We start from the raw sequence: 23536 nt of genomic DNA on the forward strand, positions 1-23536 counted from the left end.
AAATCCAGTGATTTCAGGGAGTATAAAGGAGAAAAAGCGAATTCAGTAGAGGTGTGTTGACTTGAAAATGGTACGCCCTACAGGGCTCGAACCTGTGACCTACGGCTTAGAAGGCCGTTGCTCTATCCAACTGAGCTAAGGGCGCACTGAAAGTGCTTTTTGTATCGTACCACGTTTTCGGAACGCTCGGATTATACGGTCAGTACCTTTCTAGTCAATGGCTTTTCAATCACCTGCGCGACAAATGAGCATAAAGGCTTAACAATGCCTGACAGCGAGCCGCTGTTCTGACAAAATAGAAACAATCCCCTCCCTTTTCGATTACAGACGGAATCATCTGACTGATGGCAGCAAAGATTATTGACGGTAAAACGATTGCGCAGCAGGTACGGCTTGAAGTTGCTGAAAAAGTAAGAGCCCGAATTGCCGCTGGAAAACGTGCCCCAGGACTCGCCGTTGTGCTGGTTGGCGAGAACCCGGCATCGCAAATTTATGTCGGTAGCAAACGTAAGGCTTGCGAAGAAGTGGGTTTTATTTCTCGCTCATACGATTTGCCCGATTCCACCTCTGAAGCAGAATTACTTGAGCTTATCGACACGCTCAATGCCGATAACGAAATTGACGGTATCCTCGTGCAGTTGCCGCTCCCGGCAGGTATCGACAATGTGAAAGTTCTTGAGCGCATTGATCCGGATAAAGACGTGGACGGTTTCCATCCGTATAACGTGGGCCGCTTGTGCCAGCGTTCGCCGCGTCTGCGCCCTTGTACACCGCGCGGCATCGTTACGCTGCTTGAGCGTTACAATATCGACACTTATGGCCTTAATGCCGTGGTGATTGGCGCGTCTAATATTGTTGGCCGCCCAATGAGCATGGAATTACTGCTGGCTGGCTGCACAACAACAGTCACGCACCGTTTCACCAAAAACCTGCGTCAACACGTTGAGAACGCCGATCTGGTTATCGTCGCGGTGGGTAAACCGGGCTTTATTCCAGGCGAGTGGATCAAGGAAGGGGCGATTGTCGTAGACGTGGGTATTAACCGTCTTGAGAGCGGCAAAGTCGTCGGCGACGTAAATTATGATGAAGCTGCAGCCAAAGCCTCGTATATTACGCCGGTTCCGGGTGGCGTTGGCCCAATGACCGTCGCCACTCTTATCCAGAATACCTTGCAGGCTTGCGAGGAATATCATGATGTCGATGGAGAGTAATATGGAGACCTTCTCATTAGGTAAACACCCGCATGTTGAATTATGCGACCTGTTAAAGCTCGAAGGCTGGTGCGAGAGCGGTGCGCAGGCGAAAGCGGTGATTGCCGAAGGGCTGGTAAAAGTAGACGGCGTTGTTGAAACACGTAAACGCTGCAAAATTGTTGCCGGTCAGACGGTGAGTTTTGAAAGTTTGAGCATTACGGTTCAAGCGTAATAGCACTTTCCCACCCTGCGTTCTGCCAGGGTGGGAGCGCATCCATATTGGTGGATGGCGCAATCTTATTCGTCCTACATTTTTCGCATTAACCGCAATCCATTCCCCTATAAATTGCAGGTCAAAACCTGCGCAACTTCAAATATTCGATAACAGTATGGCTACAACTTAGATTTTAGTTGCCCGGCTAAAAACGTTTCGTCAGTATAGGTAGAACGTTCTACTAGAACGTTCTACCTACCATTAAAACGCGTAAATTCAGAAAACGCGATGGCAGCGTCAACACCGGGGGATTGTCTATGAGTCTTTTATCAAGCGTTACAAAATCGTTATCAAAGTTGTCGATGATAGGCCGCGCACTAATGCTGCCTATCTCTTTATTACCCGCTGCGGGTCTGTTACTGGCCTTCGGGGATAAATTCCATTTACCGTTAATGATGAACGCTGGTGGGGTGATTTTCGATAACCTGCCAATGCTGTTTGCGATTGGTTCGGCTGTGGGATTAGCGGCTGAATCAGGTATTGCGGCGCTATCGGCGGCGGTGTCGGTGTTTATCATCAACATCACTATCGGCACAGTGCTGAATATTACGCCTGAAATGGCGGCGGCAGGCGGAAAATACGCCATGGTGGTCGGGATACCGACGTTGCAGATGGGGGTATTCGGCGGCTTGATTTCCGGCATTCTGGCGGCGTGGTGCTATAACAAATTCCACACCATGCAACTGCCTGAATTTCTCGGTTTCTTCTCAGGTAAGCGTTTTGTCGCCATCGCCACGGCTTTCTTATCGTTCCTGCTGGGAATGGCGCTGCCGTGGGTTTGGTCATATATCCAGTCGGGTATTGATTCGCTGTCGGTCATTGTGAATGGTGATAATCAGGCGGTATCGACCTTTATCTTCGGCCTTGTTGAACGCGCGTTGATTCCATTGGGTCTGCACCATATCTGGTACCCCTCGTTCTGGTATTCGTTTGGTGAATATACAACCAGCGCGGGCCAGGTCATTCATGGCGACCAAACTATCTGGTTCAAAATGCTGGAAGAGGGCGTGAAATCCTTCAGCAGCGACAGCTACCAGAACGCCGGGAAGTTTATGCAGGGCGAATTTCCGCTGATGTTATTTGCGCTGCCCGCGGCGTGTCTGGCGATGTATCACGAAGCCAACACTAAAAATAAGAAAATCGCCTCCGGTATTCTGTTCTCTGCGGCGCTGACCTGTTTCCTGACGGGTATCACCGAGCCGGTTGAGTTTACCTTTATCTTTGTTGCGCCGATTCTTTATGTATTCAACGCGATTATGGCTGGCCTGTCTTATATGTGTATGTATCTGCTGCATGCGCACATCGCCAAGTCATTCTCTGCAGGGATGATTGACTACATTTCGTTTGGTATTTTGCCTTCGTTCAACGGGTACCAGACCAACTTCCTGTCTGCGGTGATTGTTGGCGTGCCAATGGGGCTTATCTACTACTTCACTTTCCGCTACGTGATTCGCCGATTTGATGTGAAAACGCCGGGCCGTGCAGATGTGACTGCTAATGCTAACGATAAAACCGATACCGAACTGGCCGGGGACATTATTGGCCTGCTGGGTGGCGCGGAGAATATTAACTCCGTCGGATCGTGTATTACGCGTCTGCGCCTTGAAGTGGAAAAAAGCGACCAGGTGGATAAAGACGGCCTGAACAGCCTCGGCGCACGTGGCGTGGTGTTTGTCGGTGATTCGGGGATTCAGGTTATCTTTGGAGCCCGCGCGCAGTTCATTGCCCAGACTATGTCGACAATGATTGGCAAATAGATCGGCGCTGTAACGCAAATGCTATCGCGGAGATAGGCAAAGGACTCAGCCTCCTGTATGTTTCAGGAGGTTGAATTTTATGGATTATCGGTGGCAGGAACAGGATGAAAAAGGTCAACATTATTGATGTGGCACAACTGGCTGGCGTTTCTGTCTCCACCGTTTCTTTAGTGCTGCGCCAAAAAGGGAAGATCTCAGACGCAACCATCGACAAAGTGAACGCTGCGATTAAGCAGCTTGGCTATGTTCATAACACGGCGGCGGCAAACCTTCGTTCCAGTACTTCAAATCTCATCGGTCTGATTATCCGGGATTTTAACGATTCGTTTTGCGTGAATGTCATGGCGAGCGTGGTTCATTATCTTGAAAAACAAGGTTATATGGTTTTTCTTGGCCACCCGCAGGATGACACCCACCAGTTGCAGCAATGTTTAACTTCTTTCACCCAGCAGGGCGTGGCGGGGGTGATTTACCTCGATGCGAATCACCGCCTGGCATCCATCCCAGCATTGATTGCTGAATGCGTATTGCCGACGGTTATCATTGCTGAATCAACGGTGAGCAGCCATCGGGATGTGATCGGGCGTGATAATCGCCAGGCCGGAAATCAGGCGACGCGCTATCTACTCGATCGCGGTCACCGAAATATCGCCTATCTGGGCGGCACCGCGTCGAATTTGATGCGTGAAGAGCGCCTGCTCGGCTATCGCAATGCGCTTGCTCAATACGATTTGCCGTTTCGTGAAGAGTGGGCACCTGTTTGTAAAAATGATACCGAGGCTGCGGCACGTTTAACGCGCCAATTGCTTGAAAATAATAGCAAGATTACCGCCATGTTGTGCCATTCACCGTCCGCCATTATTGGCTGCCTTACGGGTATTCAGCAGGTGGGGCGAACCGTCGGCAAAGATGTGTTTTTGACCCAGCAGGTTTCGCTGATTGGCTTTGAAGATATGATGCACATTAATCTCACCTCGCCGCGTTTTACCTATGTTTCGGCATCAAGCGAAGAAGCGGGTCGGCAGGCGGCAACGCTGATTGTGAATAAGATCAAAACCCCGACGTTACCGTCGCAGAAGATTATTATTTCCGGGGAGTTGGTTTTGCGGGAATCTGCGTAATGTTTTCTCTTCCGGCAATTTTTCAGGAAGAGAAATGACCCCCACCCAGCCTCCCCCTTGTCAGGGGGAGGAGCTGGTTCTGCTCCCTCCACCTTGTCAGAAGGAGAAGCTGGTTCTGCTCTCTCCCCCTTGTCAGGAGGAGAAGCTAGTTCTGCTCCCTCCCCTGGTTAAGGGGAGGGTTGGGGTGGGGTCCCTGGGAACAATCAGTTGTTTGCAATTTCACTGGCACTTGCGAATTTTTGTCGGCACCGGGCTTATCAAGCAACGCGCTAACGGTGATACTCACCCGCAGCTTCTGGCTGGTATTCCAGCTCCAGCACTTCCAGATGCGTCTGGTTACCGTTCGGTAACGTCCAGTTAATGGTCGCCCCGACTCGTAAACCCAGCAGCGCTGCGCCCACCGGGGCCATTACTGAAAGCTGATTGTCGCTGTCAGTCAGGTTTACAGGATAAACCAGCGTGCGGACATGCTCTTCTTTCGAGGCCAAATCGCGGAATTTTACGCGGCTGTTCATCGTCACGACGTCTGCCGGAATATCTTCAGGCTTACGCATTTCGGCTCTGTCCAGCTCTGCGTTCAGCGCTAAAGCTACGGGCTGGTTAGCAAATTGCGGTTGCTCCAGCAAACGGTCAATACGCTCGGCATCAAGTTCATTAATGATAATGGCTGGTCTGGACATATTTCTCTCCATGTAAAAAAACAGGCACTCATGTGCCTGATGGCGGACCTTACAAAAGAAAACCCTCACCGGTAAGAGTGAGGGTTTGGTCTGTAGTGATGATACTGAGCTTAGCGCTTACTTTAAAGTGACTTCAATCACATTTTAGTAACGACGCATTTACAGGATAATGCTGCCGACCAGAGCGAACAGGAAGGCGATGGTGCCGATCAGCGTTTCCATTACGGTCCAGGTTTTTAGCGTGGTTTTCTCGTCCATTTCAAGGAAACGACCCACCAGCCAGAAGCCGGAGTCGTTTACGTGAGACAGCACGGTTGCACCACCCGCAATCGCCACCACGATGAAGCACAGGTCGAACTGGCTCAGGCCTGTTGTTGCGGCAACCATCGGGGAGATGAGCGCTGCGGTGGTGGTCAGCGCCACGGTGGCAGAACCTTGCGCTACACGCAGTGCAGTAGAGATCACAAATGCGGCGACAATTACCGGCATGCCGGTATCAGCCAGTACGCCAGCCAATGCATCACCAATACCACTGGCACGCAGTACGCCACCGAACATGCCGCCCGCGCCCGTTACCAGAATAATGCCGCAGATTGGGCCGAGCGCGCCGTCGCACACTTTTTCCAGATGCTGGCGGCTATGGCGGCCACTAAATACTGCCAGTGAGAAGAAGACGGTGATCAGCAGCGCGATAGGGGTTTTACCGAGCATGCGCAGGAATTGAATCACAATATTATCGCCGCTTACCCAACCGAGCACGGTGGCGGTATTCAGGCCGGTATCCAGGAAGATCAGCACCAGCGGCAATAAAAGGATGGCTAATACCGTACCAAACGCAGGCGGCTGGTGGTTAGGGTCGGCTTCTACACTTCCGAGGAAAGACGAAGGTAACGGAATGTCGAATTTTTTACCCGCATACAGGCCAAACAGATACGCGCCGAGATACCAGGTTGGAATGGCGATTATCAGACCCACAATCACCAGCAGGCCGATGTTTGCGCCCAGTAATTCACTGGCGGCAACCGGGCCTGGATGAGGTGGCAGCAGGGCGTGCATTACCGCAAACGCACCCGCAGCAGGCAGCGCATATTTCAGCGTAGAGCCGCCGAACTGTTTTGCTACGCTGAAGATAATAGGCAGCATCACGACCAGGCCTGCATCGAAGAAGATCGGGAAGCCAAACAGCAGCGATGCAACACCCAATGCCAGCGGGGCGCGCTGTGAGCCAAACTTACCGACCAGCGTGTCAGCAAGCACTTTTGCCCCGCCGGAAATTTCGAGCAAGCGGCCAATCATGGCGCCGAGGCCAACCAACAACGCAACGCCTGCCAGGGTGCTACCAAAACCGCCCAGAATAGTGGGGACAATTTTGTCAAACGGTACCCCGGTGACCAGGGCGACGACCACACTCACCAGAGTTAATGCCAGGAATGCATGCACTTTAAAGCGCATGATGAGTACAAGCAGGAGTACTACAGCACAGGCTGCGATCCCTAGCAGGGTTCCAGCGCCGTAAGGGGCGGTTATTTCGGTCATATATTTATCCTCTGCGCCGAATTTTGCGGTGAATTATCGTACAGATATAATTCATCATTTTTCTGATACCGGTAACATGATATCGGTAACATGGCGCCATCGGGAATGGATCTCCTCATCTTTATTAACATTTTGGGAGCAAGTTCAAACTATCGAAATAAACCCTTATTAACATCAGTGGATCGATTGCCCATCGTAAATAAACCTGTCAGGTGAAAAATTTGCATTACCCTTTATAGGCATGTTTCACCTATGCGCCTTGTGCGCCCCTCACCTGTACAGGAGATATCATGAGCCATTACGACAAACTCACGTTAAAGGACGGTAGTTCTCTTTACTTTAAGGATTGGGGAGAAGGACAACCGGTGGTTTTCAGCCACGGCTGGCCATTAACGGCGGATGCGTTTGAAGATCAGATGTTTTTCCTTGGGCAAAAAGGATTCCGGGTTATTGCTCATGACCGGCGTGGGCACGGTCGCTCATCCCAGTCATGGGAAGGAAATAACATGGATCAGTATGCCGATGATTTGGCTGAGCTGACCGAGCACTTGAATCTGAAAGATGCGATTCATGTTGGGCACTCAACCGGTGGCGGGGAAGTGGTGCGCTATATTGGCCGCCATGGCACAAGTCGCGTAGCAAAAGTGGTGTTAATCAGTGCTGTTCCGCCCATTATGGTGAAAACCGATTTCAACCCAAACGGCGTGCCAATCGAGGTATTTGACGGCATCCGCGAAGGGGTGCGAGTTAACCGCGCAGATTTTTTCAAAGAGCTGACGCTGGCGTTTTACGGCTACAACCGGCCAGGGGCTGAAATTTCGGAAGGCGTTCGCGAGAGTTTTGTCGAGCAGGGGATGCAGGGCGGGATCAAACCGCTGTACGACTGCATCAAAGCGTTTTCTGAAACCGATTTACGTGAAGACCTCAAGAAAATCACCGTCCCTACGCTTGTGATTCACGGCGATGACGATCAGATTGTGCCGTTTGAAACCTGCGGCAAAGTGACGGCGGCAACCATACCGGGCGCAACGTTCAAAGTTTATGAGGGCGGGTCGCACGGCATCTGCACTACGGAGAAAGACCGGGTCAATGCTGATTTGCTGGAGTTTTTAAAAGGCTAACTCTTTCAGGCGGGTAAGAAATATCACCCGCCGTTTATTCACTCATTTACCCGCCACCGGCAACATAATCTCTTTTAAAATCTCGTAGCGCTGTTGAGGCGAGAGCCAAATCAGACCTAACAACTTATGGGCCTGACCTTCCCGTTCGAATTGCGCTTTTAACTGCATTAAATACCGTTTCGTCGTGTTCATAATGACCTCCGCATTTGATAACCAAAGCATAAGGCTACAAACCCGGAACTAATACTGAACTGATTGTTTTTTGTCTTCCGTATTTATGGCGACTTAATACCCTACGGCATCCAGACGGAAACTTTTCCCGCAGTTACCGGGGTTGCGTTGTTGTGCAAATGAGCCAGAGGCCAGCGGTTGGTTAATGCGTGTGGCATCAAGCGAAATTTGCATTTCGGTGAGATAAGCCGGATTGCCGTTACAGGTCAGTTTTACGGCCTTTACCGCATTGTTGCCAAAACTTTCTTTTAGGGCTTGATTGAAGGCTTTACGTGCCACAACCTTGCCGTAGTTTTGGGCTAAAAACTCGCCGAAAGCGCTCTGTTTTACTTCCGTATTCATCCGAACCATGGTGGCGAAATAGGCATTGGGATTAAATCCGAAGCAGGCACCATGCTTTGCAAATTCATAGCGCTCAAGGCAGGATTGGCCGCCAGCACCGGGCATTACTCCCGCCAGTTTGCTGGCAATATCTGCAGATAACGCCGGAGCGGGAGCCTGGCACTTCTGTGAACCACGCACTTCGGCCATTTCAGGCACCGGGCGCGTGGAGCATCCGTATCGCATCCAGCGTTTTTTATCGACACCTCGCGCGGCCACTGATTTTGGTAAACCGGGCCACAAACCATGCACCGTCAAAAACGCACGTTTATCATTTTGTTCCTGCTGCGTTTTGCATTCGGCGGGCTCGTTGCGCTTGCGTTCATGCATGCTCTGGCAAAAACCGGTCTGCCACGAGAGCGCCAGCACATAGCTGTCAAAATCACCGTACTGTTTGGGTTCAAGATTATCTGCCGTAGCGGCAAAACTGGTGATACAGGCGAGGGACAAAAGCGCGGTAGGGCAGAGTAATTTCATGCCTTTCTCATTGGGTTGAGTGATGGTTCTTTATTTAATCATAAAAAAAGCGCCTGGATGAGGCGCTTATTGAGAACACTGAAATTAAGGGAGGATGGCCGCCGATGGCACCAGAAACTCGGTGGCGATAATCACCACAACCAGACCTACGGCAATCGGGACGGAAGTGCGTTTTACCACTTCGAACGGAGAGATTTTTGCCATACCCGCCACGGCAACAACTACGCCTGAAACCGGGGAGATAGTACGGCCCAGGTTAGAGGCTTGCAGCATTGGAATCGCAAGGTACGCCGGGTTGATGCCGGATGAATGAGCCAGTTTCGGGATCATTTCAACAAAGGCATAGAACGGGGCGTTACCCGAGCCGGTCGTCATCGCGGCAAGCATGGTGAGGATCACCAGGACGAGCATCAAAATGATACTTGCGGAGCCGAACGAGGTCGCAATAGAAATCAGGCTCTGAATAAAGCCGATGGTGCTCAGACCCTGGGCAAATACGCCCGCCGCAACCAGCAGCATCACGACGTTTGCAAAGGCATCTGCCATTCCGCGATAGCACACTTCCAGCCCGGAGAAGACGTTCTGAGTATTGAAACCACGGAAAAATTCAATAATCGCCGCAGCCAGAATACAGATAACCAGAATGGTGATGATGTGTAACTGTGGCCCCCATTTGCCGTCAAAAATTAACACACCGATAATTGGCGTGAATGGCAGAATGGCGTAGAACGAAGGCGCGGTGGTCTGAATTTCGCTGACATCAAGCATCTCATGGCTGATGTGCTCTTTTTTATCCAGGTAGCGCTGCCAGAAGAAGTGGGCAATCGCCATCGCAACAATCGCAGCAATTGAAATAGGCACCGTGGTTTTAAAGGCAAAATCAACCAGCGACATTTCAGCCGCTTTCGCAGCCAGCACCACGTCGCCGGACGTTGGCGACAGGATAATGGCAGCAGGAGAGGCGCAGATAGCGGCGGCAGCGCCACGGCTAATGCCGACGTTTACCATGACCGGGAAGAGCGTTGCCATCAGCAACACGCCAAGACCCGTTGCAGAAGAGACCGCCAGTGACATCAGGCAAGCGACGAAATAGGCTGCCACCATCAAAATATACGGTGAGTTAATAAACTTCAGCGGTTTTGACGCAAGTTTAACCACCATGTCATTTGCGCCAATATGCGTCATATAAGCGGCAAAACCACACAGCATCATGATCATCATGCCGAGATCGCCACCGCGGCTCATCAGCAGAATTTTGACGTATTCAAAAATATCAGTGAGGGTATAACCGGTGCTGGTGGCACTGGACGGCAAAACCTGATGACCCATCAAGGCACTGATAATAAGCAGTAATAAACCACCGACAAATAATACGCCGGTCGCGGAGTAGCCTTTGATGATGTAGCGAGCTACACCAACAATCACTACCACGCCAATAAGTAATTCCATAATCGTTAACATTAATCCCCCTGTTCCGTTTGGTTTTCGGCATCTATATCCGTCATAGTCCTGCAACTCGAATTATTTTGGGTATATTGGCCGCACCTCAACGTAACGTCATTCCTGAAAATAAAAATATGACGCTTTGTAGTCGTCTGCGAAAGCGGTGCCAATCTGCCTGAATCACCGGGGCGAAATTCTGATAAGCATCAAATTTAGTCAGCACCGCGAATCTGCCGTAACACTTTTGCAGGCAGTGTTGCAATTATGACATTTACTTATTGATAAGCGTTATTTATTTGTACCCCTTATTGTTCTTTAAATACTCACCTGGAGGTAATTAAATTAAAAATTCATTACGAAATTGTTAATTAAAAAGCTAAATGTAAAGCATCTAAAAAAATCTTTAAAATAAAACACGCTGGTGTTTATACTGCCGCCTCGCATATTTCGGGGTGTGTATCTTGCAATCCACTTTCTGGTCGACAAGCCGTTTACGATTCTTCAGAAAGCATCTTTTGATGCTGCTGATGGCGTTCGGCTGGCTGTTTGTTAATAGCCAGGTCGCGGTGGCATCGCACGACTGCCCGGTAGAAGTCAGCTCGCAAATTCTGTCTATTCAGCACAACGACCATATGTTGATGGATGGCGCAGGCGATACGGTAAAAGTGAAGGGATCGCTGTGCGAAAAGCACTGCATTCCTGATGTGATGCAAAAAGACAACGGCCATAGCGCTCTGGTCGCTTTGCCGGTCACAAATACGCTGGCTTTAATTGTGCCTGAATGCAGTGAAACGGTGGCAGCCGTTGCTGTATTAACCCCTCCTGCCACCGGCCCTCCGGCCACGATACGGTTTTGTCGCTTTAGAGAATAACTCCAGCACTGTCTTGGTTTACAGGCGTTTTGCCATCCTTTGACTTGTGTTCTGGAGATTTTTTATGTCTATTTTTTGTGCTCGTTCCCTGACGACCGTGGCGCTGTCCGTCCTCACTTTTTTGACTGTAGCGCAAGCTGCACCTCACCAAATGCCTCACGAGATGTCCCATGAGATGTCCATGCCCATGCCTCAACCTATGGCCGCTGAGGTTTATCACGGGCATGGCGTGGTGAAAAAAGTTACCGACCATTCAGTTTCAATCGCCCATCTTCCCGTTGCCGCCCTGAGCTGGCCCGCAATGACCATGACGTTCAGCTTGCCTGCTGTCGGCACATTGCCGGTGGTTAAAGCTGGTGAAACGGTTGACTTCACTTTTAGCCAGCAGGCTGAAGGCTACCAACTCACCTCGGTTACCCCGACTAAGTAACTGAGGTCATTATGAAACAACATTCCCTGAGCTTATGGCTCGGCGGGGTGCTGTTTGCCGTGTCTGTCTCTGCCGCGTATGCGGCAGAGTTCAGCCTGCAACAGACCCTGACCGCCGCTGAACACTATTCCGCAGAACTCTCTGCTAATCGCAATCAGAGCAACGCGCTCAGTGCGATGGCCGATTCTGCCCGCGAGTTGCCCGACCCTAAATTGCAGTTTGGTATTGAAAACGTCCCGGTGCAGGGCAGTAACAACCACCGGTTCACCCGTGAAGGCATGACCATGCAGCGGATCGGAATCATGCAGGAGTACGTAAGCGGAGAAAAACGCGACCGTAAAGTCGAAACGATCCTTGCGCAATCCGCCAGTAGCGCCGCCAAAGCCGAAGTGATTCGCGCGACATTGCAAAGAGCAACGGCTCAGACCTGGCTGGATCTGGCGTTGTCGCAAAAAGTCCTGGCAACGGCACAAAAGCTGGTGGCGGAGACTGAACGTCAGGTCAACGTACAAAAGGCGACGGTTGCCAGTGGCAGTTCACCGGCCTCAAGCGTGGTGGATATCCGTATGACGCTATTGGGCATGCAGGACAAAGTGACTCTTGCCCAGCGCGATGTGGCACTCGCGCAGACGCGTTTACTGCAACTTACCGGCGAAAACATAGATGCAACGAGCGGGGGCTTACCGCGCTATCAGCGTTTGCCCGCTGACCCGGCGGTGCTGGAGCAAAACGTTGGGCAGCATCCGGAAGTTGTAGAAGCCGCTCGCGAAGCGGACGTGGCAAAAGCGCGCTCGGCACAATCCGCCGTGGCCGCAAAACCGAATGTTGGCGTAGAAGTTTTCTATGCCCATCGCGCGGATGACTATGACGATATGGCGGGCGTGATGTTCACCGTCGATCTGCCGCTGTTTAAAACAAATCGTCAGGATAAAGACCTGGCCGCGGACATGTCCCGCTCCATGGAGGCGAACGACCAGTTGGCGCTGGCAAATCGTGAGCGTGTCGCGCTGGTGCGTACGCTGGTGGCGCAATATCAGGCCGCGCAAACGCTCTGGCTGCGCCAACAGGATGAGATTTTGCCTCTGCAACGCCAGCGCTTGTCGTTGATTGAAGCGCAATATCGCTCCGGCCAGTCCTCTCTTTCCGAATTACTTAATGCACGCCGCACATTGCTTGATGCTGAACTCAGCGCCCATAGCGCGGAAAAAACCGTGGCTGAGACCTGGGCCGCCATTCGCTATCTGACGCCACAGGAAGAAAACCCATCATGAAAACCGTATTGAAACTTTCTTTGTTAGCACTCACTACCACGGCGGCGTTGGGCGTTGGTTTTTACGCGGGTAAACAAAGCCATGGTACGACCGTGCCGGTTGCCTCATCTGAACGAAAAGTTCTCTATTGGTATGACCCGATGACACAGGGGCAGCGTTTTGATAAGCCGGGTAAATCGCCGTTTATGGATATGGATTTGGTGCCGCGTTACGCCGATGAGGCGACAGAAGATGGTGGTGTGACGGTAAGTGCTCGCCAACAACAGAATCTGGGGATTAAAACGGCGATCGTCGCTAAAAGAGCGCTGGATTATCAGTTTGATGCCTTTGCCACCGTTTCGACAAACGAACGCAGTCTGCAAATTATTCCGGCCAGCGCCAACGGGGTGGTTGAAAAACTCTTTGTGAATGCGCCGCAGCAATTTGTGAAAGCAGGCGAACCGCTGGCGCAGCTTTGGATCCCGGAGTGGACGGCGGCTCAGCAAGAGTATCTGGCGGTGCGTCGCTTAGGTGATAGCGCGTTAAGCGCCGCCGCACGTGAGCGTTTGCAACTCCAGTTTATGCCATCAGATGTGATTTACCGGGTCGAACGTACCGGAAAACCACAGACGCGCGTAACGGTGCAGGCAAAGCAGGCGGGGTATATCAATAAATTGGATACCCGTGAGGGCGCGCAGGTTGCGGCAAATTCACCGCTGTTCGAGATGGCAAGCCTCGAATCCGTATGGCTTGTGATTGATTATCCGCAAACGCAGGCTCAGGCATTGCAGGTCGGAAGCGAAATTCTTGCGTCGAGCGATAGCTGGCCGGGTGAGACGTTCCACGGGCGCGTGAGCGAATTGTTGCCGAATATGGAAACCGCGACCCGGACGTTGAAAGCGCGCATCGTGCTGGAAAACCCGCACATGAAACTCAAGCCTGGTATGTATCTCAATGTGAAACTTGCCAGTCAACGCAACCTCCCGCCCGTGCTGGCGATCCCTGAAGAGGCATTGATTGAAACGGGCAGCGCCAGCCGGGTACTGGTCACTCAGAATGACGGCCATTTCACGCCGGTGAACGTGGTTGTTGGTACCGCGCAAAATGGTTGGGTGGAAATTAAACAGGGGCTGAGGGAGGGCGATAATGTTGTGACTTCCGGGCAGTTCCTGATTGATTCGGAAGCCAGCTTACGCAGTGCATTGCCGGAGGAAAAAATCGCCACGCCAGCGGCTCCTGAATATCAGGGCGAAGCGGTAGTAAAAGAGATTGCTGAAGATGCGATAACCCTTTCGCATAAGCCCATTCCCGCGTTGAAATGGGGCGCGATGACGATGGATTTCGCGCTGAAATCTGCCGCCGATGCTCAGAGTATTAAAGTCGGCGATAGCGTGATGTTCAGCTTTACCCTGGATGATCAACAAGGTGCGGTCATTACGCATCTGATGCCGATGGCGGAGGTAATGAAATGATTGCTTCCGTTATTCGCTGGTCACTAAAAAACCGCCTGCTGGTATTACTGGCGGCACTCATGATGGCGGCGTGGGGGATTTGGTCGCTACAGCGCGCCCCGCTGGATGCGTTACCGGATCTTTCGGACGTGCAGGTGATCATTCGTATCAACTACCCTGGCAAAGCGCCGCAGGTGGTTGAGGATCAGGTGACTTACCCGCTGACGACGACCATGCTATCGGTTCCTGGAGCAAAAACCGTGCGCGGTTTTTCGATGTTTGGCGACTCGTATGTCTACATTTTGTTTGAAGATGGGACTGACCCGTACTGGGCGCGCTCGCGTGTTCTTGAATATCTAAGCCAGGTGCAGTCACTTCCCCAGGAAGCAAAAGCCTCGTTGGGGCCAGATGCGACCGGTGTTGGCTGGGTATATGAATATGCTCTGGTGGACAGAACGGGTAAACACAGCCTTGCGGATTTGCGTGCGCTACAGGACTGGACGCTTAAATTTGAGCTAAAAACGGTTCCGAACGTTTCGGAAGTGGCAAGCGTGGGCGGTATGGTGCGGCAGTATCAAATCGTGCTCGATCCGCAGCGGATGCGTGCGCTGAATATCACCCATGAGCAGGTCATTAGCGCGGTTCAAAGCGCAAATCAGGAAGGCGGCGGTTCGGTCATCGAAATGGGCGAAGCCGAATATATGGTGCGCACCGCGGGTTATCTAAAAAATCTTAATGATTTTAAGCAGGTAGTCATTACTACGCGTGAAGGCGTTCCAGTATTACTGCGCGATGTGGCCACGTTGCGAATGGGGCCAGAAATTCGCCGTGGCGTGGCGGAATTTAACGGTGAAGGGGAGGTGGCGGGCGGCATTATTGTGATGCGCTACGGCAAAAATGCGCTGGATACCATCCATGGCGTGAAAGCGAAACTCCAGCAAATCCAGAAAAGTTTGCCCGCAGGCGTTGAAATCGTTCCGGTCTATGACCGTTCTCATCTCATTGAAAATGCGATTGAAACGCTCTCCCATAAGCTGCTGGAAGAGTTTATCGTCGTGGCGCTTATCTGCGCGCTATTTTTATTCCACTTCCGTTCGGCGCTGGTGGCGATGATTACGTTGCCGCTCGGGATTCTGGGCGCGTTTATCGTGATGCATTACCAGGGCGTGAACGCCAATATTATGTCGCTGGGAGGTATTGCGATTGCGATTGGCGCGATGGTTGATGCCGCGATTGTGATGATCGAAAACATGCACAAAGTGCTTGAACAGTGGCGGCACGATAACCCTGATAAACAGCCAGCGGGCGCTGATTATTGGCGTATTTCTGAACAGGCAGCGGTCGAAGTCGGGCCCGCGTTATTCTGTAGTTTGCTTATCATCACGCTGTCATTTATTCCGGTGTTTTCCCTCGAGGCGCAGGAAGGGCGAATGTTCTCTCCACTGGCCTTTACCAAAACCTATGCGATGGCGGTGGCGGCAGGCCTGGGAATCACTTTAGTCCCGGTGCTGATGGGGTATTTTATTCGCGGGAAAATTCCTGATGAGAAGGCCAATCCCATTAACCGTTGGCTGATTGCCGCTTATGAACCGCTGCTGGATAAAGTACTGGTGCGCCCTAAAACCACACTACTGGTTGCCGGGTTGGTATTGTTGGCAACACTTTGGCCGCTTAGTCGTCTGGGCAGTGAGTTTATGCCGCCGCTTGATGAAGGTGATTTACTTTATATGCCGTCAACGCTGCCAGGAATTTCAGCGCGTGAAGCGGGGCGTTTGCTGCAACAAACCGATCGCTTAATCAAAATGGTGCCGGAAGTGGCGACGGTATTTGGCAAAGCCGGCCGGGCAGATACTGCCACTGACCCCGCGCCGTTAACCATGATTGAGACGACGATTCGTTTCAAACCTCGCGATCAGTGGCGGCCAGGAATGACGATGGACAAGCTGGTAAGCGAGCTGGATAGCGTGGTGAAGGTGCCGGGCATCGCGAACGTTTGGGTGCCGCCGATTCGCAACCGTCTGGATATGCTCTCGACCGGAATTAAAAGCCCGGTCGGCATCAAAGTGAATGGCAATAATATTGCGGCTATTGAACAGGTTGCTGAACAAATCGAGCGTGTGGTGAAACAGGTTCCGGGCGTGACCTCTGCGCTGGCAGAAAGACTCGGCGGGGGACGCTACGTTGATATTAATATCGACAGACTGAAAGCGGCGCGTTACGGCGTTTCGGTCAAAGAGCTGCAATCGCTGGTTTCGACGGTGATTGGTGGGCAAAACATTGGCGAAACTATTGAAGGGCGTGAGCGTTATCCCATCAACGTTCGTTACCCGCGAGAAGTACGAGATAACATCCAAAAGCTGCAAAACCTTCCAGTAATTACGGCAAACGGCAGCCAGATTGCGCTTTCTGAACTGGCGGATATCAGTATTACCGACGGGCCGCCGATGTTAAAAAGTGAAAATGCGCGTTTATCGAATTGGGTTTACGTCGATTTACGCGGCCGCGATTTAAAATCGGCGGTCGAGGATATGCAACGTGCGGTTGCTCAGCAGGTAAAATTACCGGACGGCGTGTCATTATCCTGGTCAGGGCAATTTGAATATTTAGAACGCGCCAGCGCTAAATTAAGAATTGTCTTACCTTTCACGTTAATGATTATTTTTGTTCTACTCTATGTGACCTTTTCACGCATCAGTGATGCGTTATTAATTATGGGGACTTTACCCTTCTCATTAATTGGAGGTGTCTGGCTGCTTTATCTTCTGGGATATAATTTATCGGTTGCTGGTGCAGTTGGGTTTATTGCCCTTGCCGGTGTAGCGGCTGAATTTGGCGTCATCATGGTACTTTATTTAAATCAGGCGATTGCAAAGCATAAAGTGTTAGATCCGGAGGGTGGGAAACCGATGCTAATGCGCGCGCTTCACGAAGGGGCGGTGCTGCGTGTGAGGCCTAAAGTGATGACAGTCGCCACAATTATGGCAGGGTTACTGCCCATTATGTGGGGCGACGGCACGGGTTCGGAAGTAATGCGGCGCATCGCGGCACCGATGATCGGCGGAATGATAACCGCTCCGCTGTTATCAATGCTGGTGATTCCTGCAATGTTTGTTTTGCTAAAAAGGCATAAATAATAACCAGTTGCCCTTTGCATTTATTATTCTTACAAAATGCAAGGGGTGATTTTCTCTCTGTGTATAGAGACTTAAAATTCTATCTTTAGGAATTAACCTGAGGCTTATTTAAGTTTGGTTAATATATGGTTTGTTAAGTTGTGCATTGAATTTTGAAGTGGAAATGAATGTGGCTTTAACAAATAAAATTATCCTTTCTGTTATTATTTTCTTTTCGTCATTGGCGGCATTGCCTGCTGCTCTGGCGAATCAAAGCAGTTTATTGATTAACACCTGGGACACTTTATCCAATAACGTTTCGCAAACGTGGAACGAACCACAACATTATGATTTATATGTTCCTGCTATAACCTGGCATGCCCGCTTTGCTTACGATAAAGAAAAAACCGACAGATATAACGAACGCCCGTGGGGGATCGGATTTGGGCAAACCCGTTGGGATGAGAACGGCAATTGGCATGGTTTGTATCTGATGGCGTTTAAAGATTCCTATAACAAATGGGAACCGATTGGCGGTTATGGCTGGGAGAAAATCTGGCGGCCACTCGCCGATGATAACTTTCATCTTGGCCTGGGTTACACGCTGGGGGCGACAGCGCGCGATAACTGGAAGTACATTCCGGTCCCTGTGATTTTACCTTTGGCATCTGTCGGTTATGGGCCTGCGACCTTCCAGATGACCTATATCCCCGGGACTTACAACAACGGTAACGTTTACTTCGCCTGGTTACGTTTCCAATTTTGATTGGATGGAGTAGGCCGGAATCAGACAAAACCTGTACTTTAGTTTTAACCGTTCAAAAATACGGGTTACTGCACAGTTTTTAAAAGAGGTAGCAATTTTTATCACTTTTTAGCACTTCGGGGCTGGACAAAATCCATGACAATTGGTGTACTGGTACTCGACACAGCATTTGTGTCGTTTTTCATGTAAAGGTAATTTAGATGTCTAAGATTAAAGGTAACGTTAAGTGGTTTAACGAGTCAAAAGGCTTTGGCTTCATTACTCCGGAAGATGGTAGCAAAGACGTGTTCGTACACTTCTCTGCAATCCAGAGCAATGGTTTCAAAACCCTGGCTGAAGGTCAGCGCGTTGAGTTTGAAATCACTAACGGTGCCAAAGGCCCATCTGCTGCTAACGTAATGCCTGTATAAGTCATTACCAGTAGAATATAAAAACCCGCTAAGGCGGGTTTTTTTTGCTTTAAATTCAGGGTATTCAGACAAACAGATAAACTTTCATAAAGCACATCACAACCAGCGTACACATGAGCACCGCGGTCCATCCTGCAACACGTTCTTTCATCATTTTGCACCACTCTAATTTTCCACCAGAGTGACAGACGAAAATTAAGCTAACCTTAACACGTTGTGAATCAGTGGCCGTAAGCGATAGAAACTAACCAAAACGCGATGGCTGTCATGGTTATTGAACCCGCCAGGTTTAACAGTATGTTTAACCCCGCCCAGGCCAGACGCCCATCCTGAAGCAAAAATACGACCTCCGCCGAAAACGTTGAGAAGGTGGTTAAACCTCCGCAAAAACCGGTAGTGATCAATAATTTCCACACCGGGTCGAGGTGAGTCATTCGGGTAAACAGCGCCAATCCAAGGCCGATAATAAACGCCCCTACGAGGTTCGCCGTTAGCGTCCCTACCGGAATCGCCCCATGCACTGGGTTTAACTTCATACCGAGAAACCAGCGCACAACGCTCCCCGTTCCGCCGCCAATAAATACGGCTAAAAGCATCTGTAACACGATAATTCCCTGTTCGTTAGGATGAGAAAGTGTTTGAGTGTAACGTCAGCCCAGACTGTTTCACACCCGGTATACTAAAATTATTCGCAGCCTATTAGGAAACAACGATGAAAGTTGCAGTAGGGCAGTTTGCGGTAAGTAAAGTCTGGCAGGAAAATGTCCAAACCTGCCTTGAATATATGACACAAGCCCACGCTGACGGAGCGCAATTACTTGTGTTGCCCGAGGCGGTACTGGCTCGTGACGATAGCGATCCGGATTTGTCGGTGAAGTCGGCGCAGGTGATGAACGAAGAGTTTATCGAGCAGCTTTGCGAGCAAAGCCGCAATAACGATCTGACCACGATACTGACGCTGCATATCAAAACGACGCCCGGTCGTGCAGCCAATACTTTGCTGGCAATTCGCGGTGGCGAAGTTATCGCTCGCTATCAAAAACTTCACCTCTACGATGCGTTTAACGTTCAGGAGTCGCGGCTGGTAGATGCGGGAGAGGGTTTACCGCCGTTGATTGAGGTTGCGGGCTTTAAAATCGGGCTGATGACCTGCTACGATCTGCGTTTTCCAGAGTTGGCGTTAAGTCTGGCGTTGGCGGGAGCAGATGCTTTAGTCCTGCCCGCCGCATGGTTACGCGGGCCGAACAAAGAGATGCACTGGGCAACGCTGTTAAGCGCGCGCGCGCTCGACACAACCTGCTATCTTGTGGCGTCCGGTGAGTGCGGTAATAGAAATATCGGCCATAGCCGGATTGTTGATCCGCTTGGCGTTGTGATTGCGGCGGCAAATCAGCGCCCAGCATTGATATATGCTGAACTGGAAAACGACTACATTTCAGAGGTTCGAGCGATGCTGCCGGTTCTGAAAAATCGCCGTTTTGCCCCACCTCGGCTTTTATGATTATTTTTTACCCGATCTTGATCCAACTTGTTACAGGTTGCTATTGTATCGCACGCGAAAATGACCGTTAATTGTCTCAGTGTATTATTCGCCGTATTCACGGCCAGTATGATTAAAGAAGGTTGCTATGGGTGAGATTAGTATTACAAAGTTATTGGTAGTCGGTGTGCTGATTGTTTTGTTATTTGGCACCAAGAAGTTACGCACCCTCGGTGGCGATCTCGGTTCGGCAATTAAGGGCTTCAAGAAAGCCATGAGTGACGATGAGACTGGTGCGAAACCTGCCAACAATACGGACGCTACAGCCGATCGTATTACGCACAAAGACTGATCACCACGCAGTTTTCAGCCCAAAATAAAAAACCGGCATCAGTTGTGCCGGTTTTTTTGTGCAAGCTGCGGATTAAAAGTAACGATTTGTTACACCGTTATTTAACTTCCATCCCTTTGGCTTGCAGATCTGCGTGGTATGAAGAGCGAACAAACGGGCCACAAGCCGCATGGGTAAAGCCCATCGCCAGCGCTTCTGCTTTCATCTCATCAAACTCGTCAGGGCTAACATAACGCTGAACAGGTAAATGGTGACGGCTTGGCTGCAAATATTGGCCCAGGGTCAACATAGTGACGCCATGGCGGCGGAGATCGCGCATAACTTCAATGATCTCTTCGTTGGTTTCACCTAAGCCTACCATCAAACCTGATTTGGTCGGGATATCAGGATGCGCTTCTTTAAAGCGCTCCAGTAATTTCAGCGACCAGTTGTAATCAGCGCCAGGGCGGACTTTACGATAAACGCGCGGCACGTTTTCCAGGTTGTGATTGAACACATCTGGTGGCGTTGCGGTAAGAATTTCTAGTGCGCGGTCCATACGTCCACGGAAATCAGGCACTAATGTTTCAATTTTGATATTCGGATTTTTTTCGCGAATGGCGCTGATGCAATCGGCAAAATGCTGAGCGCCACCATCGCGCAGATCGTCACGGTCAACAGACGTGATAACCACATAGCGTAATGCCATGTCAGCAATAGTTTGGGCAAGTTTTGCAGGCTCATTGGCATCTGGTGCGATAGGGCGGCCATGAGCCACATCGCAGAATGGGCAACGGCGTGTGCAGATCGCGCCTAAAATCATAAAGGTTGCCGTTCCATGGTTGAAACACTCTGCCAGGTTAGGGCAGGAGGCTTCTTCACACACAGAGTGCAGACCATTTTTACGCATTGCCGCTTTGATACCCTGAATTCGGGTCGAATCAGAAGGAAGTTTGATCTTCATCCATTCTGGCTTTCTTAACAGCTCCTGGCGCTCAGTCACCACGTTTTTCACCGGGATCAGAGCCATTTTATCGGCGTCGCGGTACTTGACGCCGCGCTCCATTACAATGGGTTTACTCATATCGTACGTATTCCAGTTGCTGATAACGAAGACAGGCTAATCGAATGTTTTATTTTTCAACTATTTTTTAATAACGCCCGAAGTATATCATCACTGGAGGGGATAAATCAGCCTGACGGCGCAGGAAATGGGGGAAAGAATTGTAAATGATTTGTTGGATTGTGCGTTTTCATACGTTAACAGTTAGCATATCGACCTCAAAGCCGTGGGCAAGAGGTCGATAACACTACGCGGCCTCAAACTCGTGAATAATGGCGTCGATGACTTCCTGTAACACGGCGTCACGTGAACTGAGCTTATTTATGTGCATAGTGGTTGTGAGCGTTGCCGCCGAGAGCGCGGCGCATTCCACCGTTTTAAGCTGGTACATGTGCGAATACATTTCAAAGACTTTGCCTGGCATAAAGCCAATTAAGTCGCTGGTACTGAGCATTGAGGCTATCGTTAAAAAGTTATAGCTGCTAAAGGTGATCTGGCGATTGGGTAAAATTTCGTTAATTGTATGGCGTGCATCAATTAACAAGTCATCCTGCATAATCAGAAATGTATAATTCATTCTCTGAATATCATTTTCGCTAAATATTGATTCAGCGTTGGGGTGATCGCGGCGACAAACAGCTACCAGATGGTCGTTATAAAGTTTATAGCTATTGATCCCGGGGCTATGATGGGGGCGAGTGTCGATAGCAATATCGGCCTGAAATTGCGAAAGCTGGCGTTCAGTCACGGGAACGTTGCGAATAGATAATTTAGGATTCACCAGTTGAATAGCTGAATAAATCCTTGGCATTAGTAGTGCGCCCAATGATGGTGGGCTAGCAAGCGTAATTGTGCGCTCTTTTTCGTAGTTATTATTCACATCTAATGCACAAAGAATGGATTCAAACCCCTGGCTAATATATTCATGCAAATGCGCGGCATAGGCGGTTGGCGTGACACCTTGCCCCTTGCGTATGAATAGAGGGTCAGGAAAGGTAGTTCTCAGTTTTTGGATCGATTGGCTAACTGCGGAAGGGGTTAAATTTAACACCCTGGCGGCATTAACGATCCCTTTATGAATGTAGACGGCTTCAAAAACAGTTAATAAATTAAGATCAATATTACGTAGTGCATTGAATGTTGGATAATTATTTTCTTCATTTCTTTCCATGATACTTCTCTCCTTGGTTGGGTCTGGCCCTGCCATCTATAAAGTATACTCATGTTAAACCACTGAGATACTTTAGTATTATTAAAAGATAAATTTAATTTTATTAACGTTTTGATTAATAGTGATGGTAACAGTGAATTATTCACTGAATTTATATCTAAAAATAACTTGATGGTTAAGGCGGTTTTCTCAACGCTTCAAGAATTTACATGACCTTTTTCAGTTGAAGGAAATTATACAAAATGTGTCATAAAGTAAAGCAGATTAGGGTAAACACATTTCAATGACTGCAGCATAATAAAGTGCAGTCATTAAAATAATATATATTAACTGGTAATGTATTTAACGGGAGGATTGTTAAGGCATTCAATAAATTTATTAATGAGCAGCGGCTGAATATCTTTCACCAGAACGCCTGGTCGCAAGGTACTGACCTGAGTCATTTCAAGACCCGCATAGCCGCAGGGATTTATTCGCAGAAAAGGAGTGAGATCCATATCAATATTCAATGCCAGCCCGTGAAATGAGCACCCTTTGCGGATGCGCAGCCCGAGAGAACAAATCTTACGCCCTTCAACATACACGCCCGGCGCATCAGCGCGCGGATAGGCTTCGATACCTAACTGTGCGAGGGTGTTAACCACGGTCTGCTCAAGAATGGTCACCAGCTCGCGAACCCCGAGCTTACGACGTTTGAGATTAAGTAACACATACATGACTTGTTGACCGGGACCATGATAAGTCACCTGGCCGCCACGATCGCTTTGAATCACTGGAATATCACCGGGAACTAAAACATGCTCCGCTTTACCCGCCTGGCCTTGAGTAAAGACGCGTTCATGCTCAACCAGCCAAATTTCGTCTGGCGTATTTTCATCTCGGGTGTCGGTAAAGTCATGCATCGCCTGCGAAATGGGTTCGTAGGGTTGCAGGCCCAGTTGGCGGATTTGAATAGTATCTTGAGACAAAACATCGTCTCCGGCAG

General features: G+C 50.0%; 23 protein-coding genes and 1 tRNA gene. 14 read left to right on the forward strand and 10 right to left on the reverse strand.

Annotated elements, in window-relative coordinates; genetic code table 11:
- Positions 1-68: 68 nt before the first annotated feature.
- Positions 69-145 (reverse strand) — tRNA-Arg (locus tag AB1E22_RS15255).
- Between the two features lie 199 nt (positions 146-344).
- Here AB1E22_RS15255 and folD point away from each other — a divergent pair.
- From folD to malI, 4 genes are all read left to right on the forward strand, one after another.
- On the forward strand, positions 345-1211 hold the full coding sequence (gene folD, locus AB1E22_RS15260) for a bifunctional methylenetetrahydrofolate dehydrogenase/methenyltetrahydrofolate cyclohydrolase FolD (protein WP_367596082.1): 867 nt from the start codon (positions 345-347) through the stop codon (positions 1209-1211).
- A 1-nt stretch (position 1212) separates the two neighbouring features.
- On the forward strand, positions 1213-1425 hold the full coding sequence (gene ybcJ, locus AB1E22_RS15265) for a ribosome-associated protein YbcJ (RefSeq protein ID WP_367596083.1): 213 nt from the start codon (positions 1213-1215) through the stop codon (positions 1423-1425).
- Positions 1426-1724: 299 nt separating this feature from the next.
- A complete protein-coding gene (locus AB1E22_RS15270; RefSeq protein ID WP_367596085.1) occupies positions 1725-3224 on the forward strand; it encodes a PTS transporter subunit EIIC in 1500 nt (499 codons plus the stop codon).
- Between the two features lie 104 nt (positions 3225-3328).
- Positions 3329-4345, forward strand: coding sequence for a Mal regulon transcriptional regulator MalI (gene malI / locus AB1E22_RS15275; protein WP_367596086.1), 1017 nt, complete (start codon positions 3329-3331; stop codon positions 4343-4345).
- Positions 4346-4614: 269 nt separating this feature from the next.
- On the opposite strand, the gene rnk is transcribed toward malI, so the two are convergent.
- On the reverse strand, positions 4615-5025 hold the full coding sequence (gene rnk, locus AB1E22_RS15280) for a nucleoside diphosphate kinase regulator (RefSeq protein ID WP_367596087.1): 411 nt from the start codon (positions 5023-5025) through the stop codon (positions 4615-4617).
- Between the two features lie 159 nt (positions 5026-5184).
- Complete coding sequence (locus AB1E22_RS15285) at positions 5185-6561, reverse strand: GntP family permease (RefSeq protein ID WP_367596088.1); 1377 nt, start codon at positions 6559-6561, stop codon at positions 5185-5187.
- Between the two features lie 290 nt (positions 6562-6851).
- Between AB1E22_RS15285 and AB1E22_RS15290 the strand changes: the two genes are divergently transcribed.
- On the forward strand, positions 6852-7682 hold the full coding sequence (locus AB1E22_RS15290; RefSeq protein ID WP_367596089.1) for an alpha/beta fold hydrolase: 831 nt from the start codon (positions 6852-6854) through the stop codon (positions 7680-7682).
- Positions 7683-7724: 42 nt separating this feature from the next.
- On the opposite strand, the gene AB1E22_RS15295 is transcribed toward AB1E22_RS15290, so the two are convergent.
- The 3 genes from AB1E22_RS15295 to dcuC all read right to left on the reverse strand — a co-directional run bounded on the left by AB1E22_RS15295 (position 7725) and on the right by dcuC (position 10232).
- On the reverse strand, positions 7725-7874 hold the full coding sequence (locus tag AB1E22_RS15295; protein WP_367596090.1) for a hypothetical protein: 150 nt from the start codon (positions 7872-7874) through the stop codon (positions 7725-7727).
- A 93-nt stretch (positions 7875-7967) separates the two neighbouring features.
- Positions 7968-8771 (reverse strand): ribonuclease I, encoded by an 804-nt coding sequence (gene rna / locus AB1E22_RS15300; protein ID WP_367596091.1) that lies wholly within the window; start codon positions 8769-8771, stop codon positions 7968-7970.
- Positions 8772-8855: 84 nt separating this feature from the next.
- Positions 8856-10232 (reverse strand): anaerobic C4-dicarboxylate transporter DcuC, encoded by a 1377-nt coding sequence (dcuC, locus tag AB1E22_RS15305; protein WP_367596092.1) that lies wholly within the window; start codon positions 10230-10232, stop codon positions 8856-8858.
- A gap of 443 nt (positions 10233-10675) precedes the next feature.
- Between dcuC and AB1E22_RS15310 the strand changes: the two genes are divergently transcribed.
- The 7 genes from AB1E22_RS15310 (at position 10676) to cspE (ending at position 18506) form a co-directional block, all read left to right on the forward strand.
- Positions 10676-11086, forward strand: coding sequence for a DUF2946 domain-containing protein (locus tag AB1E22_RS15310; protein WP_367596093.1), 411 nt, complete (start codon positions 10676-10678; stop codon positions 11084-11086).
- A 64-nt stretch (positions 11087-11150) separates the two neighbouring features.
- Complete coding sequence (locus AB1E22_RS15315) at positions 11151-11516, forward strand: copper-binding protein (RefSeq protein ID WP_367596094.1); 366 nt, start codon at positions 11151-11153, stop codon at positions 11514-11516.
- 11 nt (positions 11517-11527) lie between these two features.
- Positions 11528-12787, forward strand: a complete 1260-nt coding sequence (locus AB1E22_RS15320; protein WP_367596095.1) for a TolC family protein — start codon at positions 11528-11530, stop codon at positions 12785-12787.
- Positions 12784-14238, forward strand: coding sequence for an efflux RND transporter periplasmic adaptor subunit (locus AB1E22_RS15325; protein ID WP_367596096.1), 1455 nt, complete (start codon positions 12784-12786; stop codon positions 14236-14238). Before AB1E22_RS15320 ends, AB1E22_RS15325 begins: the two co-directional genes overlap by 4 nt.
- Complete coding sequence (locus AB1E22_RS15330; protein ID WP_367596097.1) at positions 14235-17351, forward strand: efflux RND transporter permease subunit; 3117 nt, start codon at positions 14235-14237, stop codon at positions 17349-17351. Before AB1E22_RS15325 ends, AB1E22_RS15330 begins: the two co-directional genes overlap by 4 nt.
- 163 nt (positions 17352-17514) lie before the next feature.
- Positions 17515-18096 (forward strand): lipid IV(A) palmitoyltransferase PagP, encoded by a 582-nt coding sequence (gene pagP / locus AB1E22_RS15335; protein ID WP_367596098.1) that lies wholly within the window; start codon positions 17515-17517, stop codon positions 18094-18096.
- 200 nt (positions 18097-18296) lie between these two features.
- On the forward strand, positions 18297-18506 hold the full coding sequence (cspE, locus tag AB1E22_RS15340; protein ID WP_007373839.1) for a transcription antiterminator/RNA stability regulator CspE: 210 nt from the start codon (positions 18297-18299) through the stop codon (positions 18504-18506).
- A gap of 221 nt (positions 18507-18727) precedes the next feature.
- Here cspE and crcB read toward each other — a convergent pair whose 3' ends face one another.
- Entirely contained in the window at positions 18728-19111 is a 384-nt protein-coding gene (gene crcB / locus AB1E22_RS15345; RefSeq protein ID WP_367596099.1) for a fluoride efflux transporter CrcB, read from the reverse strand.
- A gap of 107 nt (positions 19112-19218) precedes the next feature.
- On the opposite strand from crcB, the gene AB1E22_RS15350 reads away from it, so the two are divergent.
- Positions 19219-20007: a deaminated glutathione amidase gene (locus AB1E22_RS15350; protein ID WP_367596100.1), complete on the forward strand. Its 789-nt coding sequence runs from the start codon at positions 19219-19221 to the stop codon at positions 20005-20007.
- A 127-nt stretch (positions 20008-20134) separates the two neighbouring features.
- The gene (gene tatE / locus AB1E22_RS15355; protein WP_367596101.1) at positions 20135-20338 is read left to right on the forward strand and encodes a twin-arginine translocase subunit TatE; all 204 of its coding nucleotides are present in this window, start codon (positions 20135-20137) and stop codon (positions 20336-20338) included.
- A 97-nt stretch (positions 20339-20435) separates the two neighbouring features.
- Here the strand turns inward: tatE and lipA are convergent, their stop codons facing one another.
- From lipA to lipB, 3 genes are all read right to left on the reverse strand, one after another.
- The gene (gene lipA / locus AB1E22_RS15360) at positions 20436-21401 is read right to left on the reverse strand and encodes a lipoyl synthase (RefSeq protein ID WP_367596102.1); all 966 of its coding nucleotides are present in this window, start codon (positions 21399-21401) and stop codon (positions 20436-20438) included.
- 226 nt (positions 21402-21627) lie between these two features.
- Positions 21628-22551 carry a YbeF family transcriptional regulator gene (locus AB1E22_RS15365; RefSeq protein WP_437178387.1) on the reverse strand — a complete coding sequence of 308 codons (924 nt, stop codon included), beginning with the start codon at positions 22549-22551 and terminating at the stop codon, positions 21628-21630.
- Positions 22552-22877: 326 nt separating this feature from the next.
- Complete coding sequence (gene lipB / locus AB1E22_RS15370) at positions 22878-23519, reverse strand: lipoyl(octanoyl) transferase LipB (RefSeq protein ID WP_367596104.1); 642 nt, start codon at positions 23517-23519, stop codon at positions 22878-22880.
- Positions 23520-23536: the final 17 nt, after the last annotated feature.

This window comes from Buttiauxella gaviniae, from assembly GCF_040786275.1.
Classification (GTDB): Bacteria; Pseudomonadota; Gammaproteobacteria; order Enterobacterales; family Enterobacteriaceae; genus Buttiauxella; species Buttiauxella gaviniae_A.

Excerpts from the sequence above, each read along its gene's own strand:
- rnk (WP_367596087.1), bottom strand. The coding sequence starts at position 5,025 with ATGTCCAGACCAGCCATTATCATTAATGAACTTGATGCCGAGCGTATT.
- AB1E22_RS15285 (WP_367596088.1), bottom strand. The coding sequence starts at position 6,561 with ATGACCGAAATAACCGCCCCTTACGGCGCTGGAACCCTGCTAGGGATC.
- dcuC (WP_367596092.1), bottom strand. The coding sequence starts at position 10,232 with ATGTTAACGATTATGGAATTACTTATTGGCGTGGTAGTGATTGTTGGT.
- AB1E22_RS15350 (WP_367596100.1), top strand. The coding sequence starts at position 19,219 with ATGAAAGTTGCAGTAGGGCAGTTTGCGGTAAGTAAAGTCTGGCAGGAA.
- AB1E22_RS15295 (WP_367596090.1), bottom strand. The coding sequence starts at position 7,874 with ATGAACACGACGAAACGGTATTTAATGCAGTTAAAAGCGCAATTCGAA.
- lipA (WP_367596102.1), bottom strand. The coding sequence starts at position 21,401 with ATGAGTAAACCCATTGTAATGGAGCGCGGCGTCAAGTACCGCGACGCC.
- tatE (WP_367596101.1), top strand. The coding sequence starts at position 20,135 with ATGGGTGAGATTAGTATTACAAAGTTATTGGTAGTCGGTGTGCTGATT.
- folD (WP_367596082.1), top strand. The coding sequence starts at position 345 with ATGGCAGCAAAGATTATTGACGGTAAAACGATTGCGCAGCAGGTACGG.
- malI (WP_367596086.1), top strand. The coding sequence starts at position 3,329 with ATGAAAAAGGTCAACATTATTGATGTGGCACAACTGGCTGGCGTTTCT.
- pagP (WP_367596098.1), top strand. The coding sequence starts at position 17,515 with ATGAATGTGGCTTTAACAAATAAAATTATCCTTTCTGTTATTATTTTC.
- ybcJ (WP_367596083.1), top strand. The coding sequence starts at position 1,213 with ATGGAGACCTTCTCATTAGGTAAACACCCGCATGTTGAATTATGCGAC.
- cspE (WP_007373839.1), top strand. The coding sequence starts at position 18,297 with ATGTCTAAGATTAAAGGTAACGTTAAGTGGTTTAACGAGTCAAAAGGC.
- AB1E22_RS15315 (WP_367596094.1), top strand. The coding sequence starts at position 11,151 with ATGTCTATTTTTTGTGCTCGTTCCCTGACGACCGTGGCGCTGTCCGTC.
- AB1E22_RS15325 (WP_367596096.1), top strand. The coding sequence starts at position 12,784 with ATGAAAACCGTATTGAAACTTTCTTTGTTAGCACTCACTACCACGGCG.
- rna (WP_367596091.1), bottom strand. The coding sequence starts at position 8,771 with ATGAAATTACTCTGCCCTACCGCGCTTTTGTCCCTCGCCTGTATCACC.
- AB1E22_RS15290 (WP_367596089.1), top strand. The coding sequence starts at position 6,852 with ATGAGCCATTACGACAAACTCACGTTAAAGGACGGTAGTTCTCTTTAC.
- AB1E22_RS15270 (WP_367596085.1), top strand. The coding sequence starts at position 1,725 with ATGAGTCTTTTATCAAGCGTTACAAAATCGTTATCAAAGTTGTCGATG.
- AB1E22_RS15320 (WP_367596095.1), top strand. The coding sequence starts at position 11,528 with ATGAAACAACATTCCCTGAGCTTATGGCTCGGCGGGGTGCTGTTTGCC.
- AB1E22_RS15365 (WP_437178387.1), bottom strand. The coding sequence starts at position 22,551 with ATGGAAAGAAATGAAGAAAATAATTATCCAACATTCAATGCACTACGT.
- AB1E22_RS15330 (WP_367596097.1), top strand. The coding sequence starts at position 14,235 with ATGATTGCTTCCGTTATTCGCTGGTCACTAAAAAACCGCCTGCTGGTA.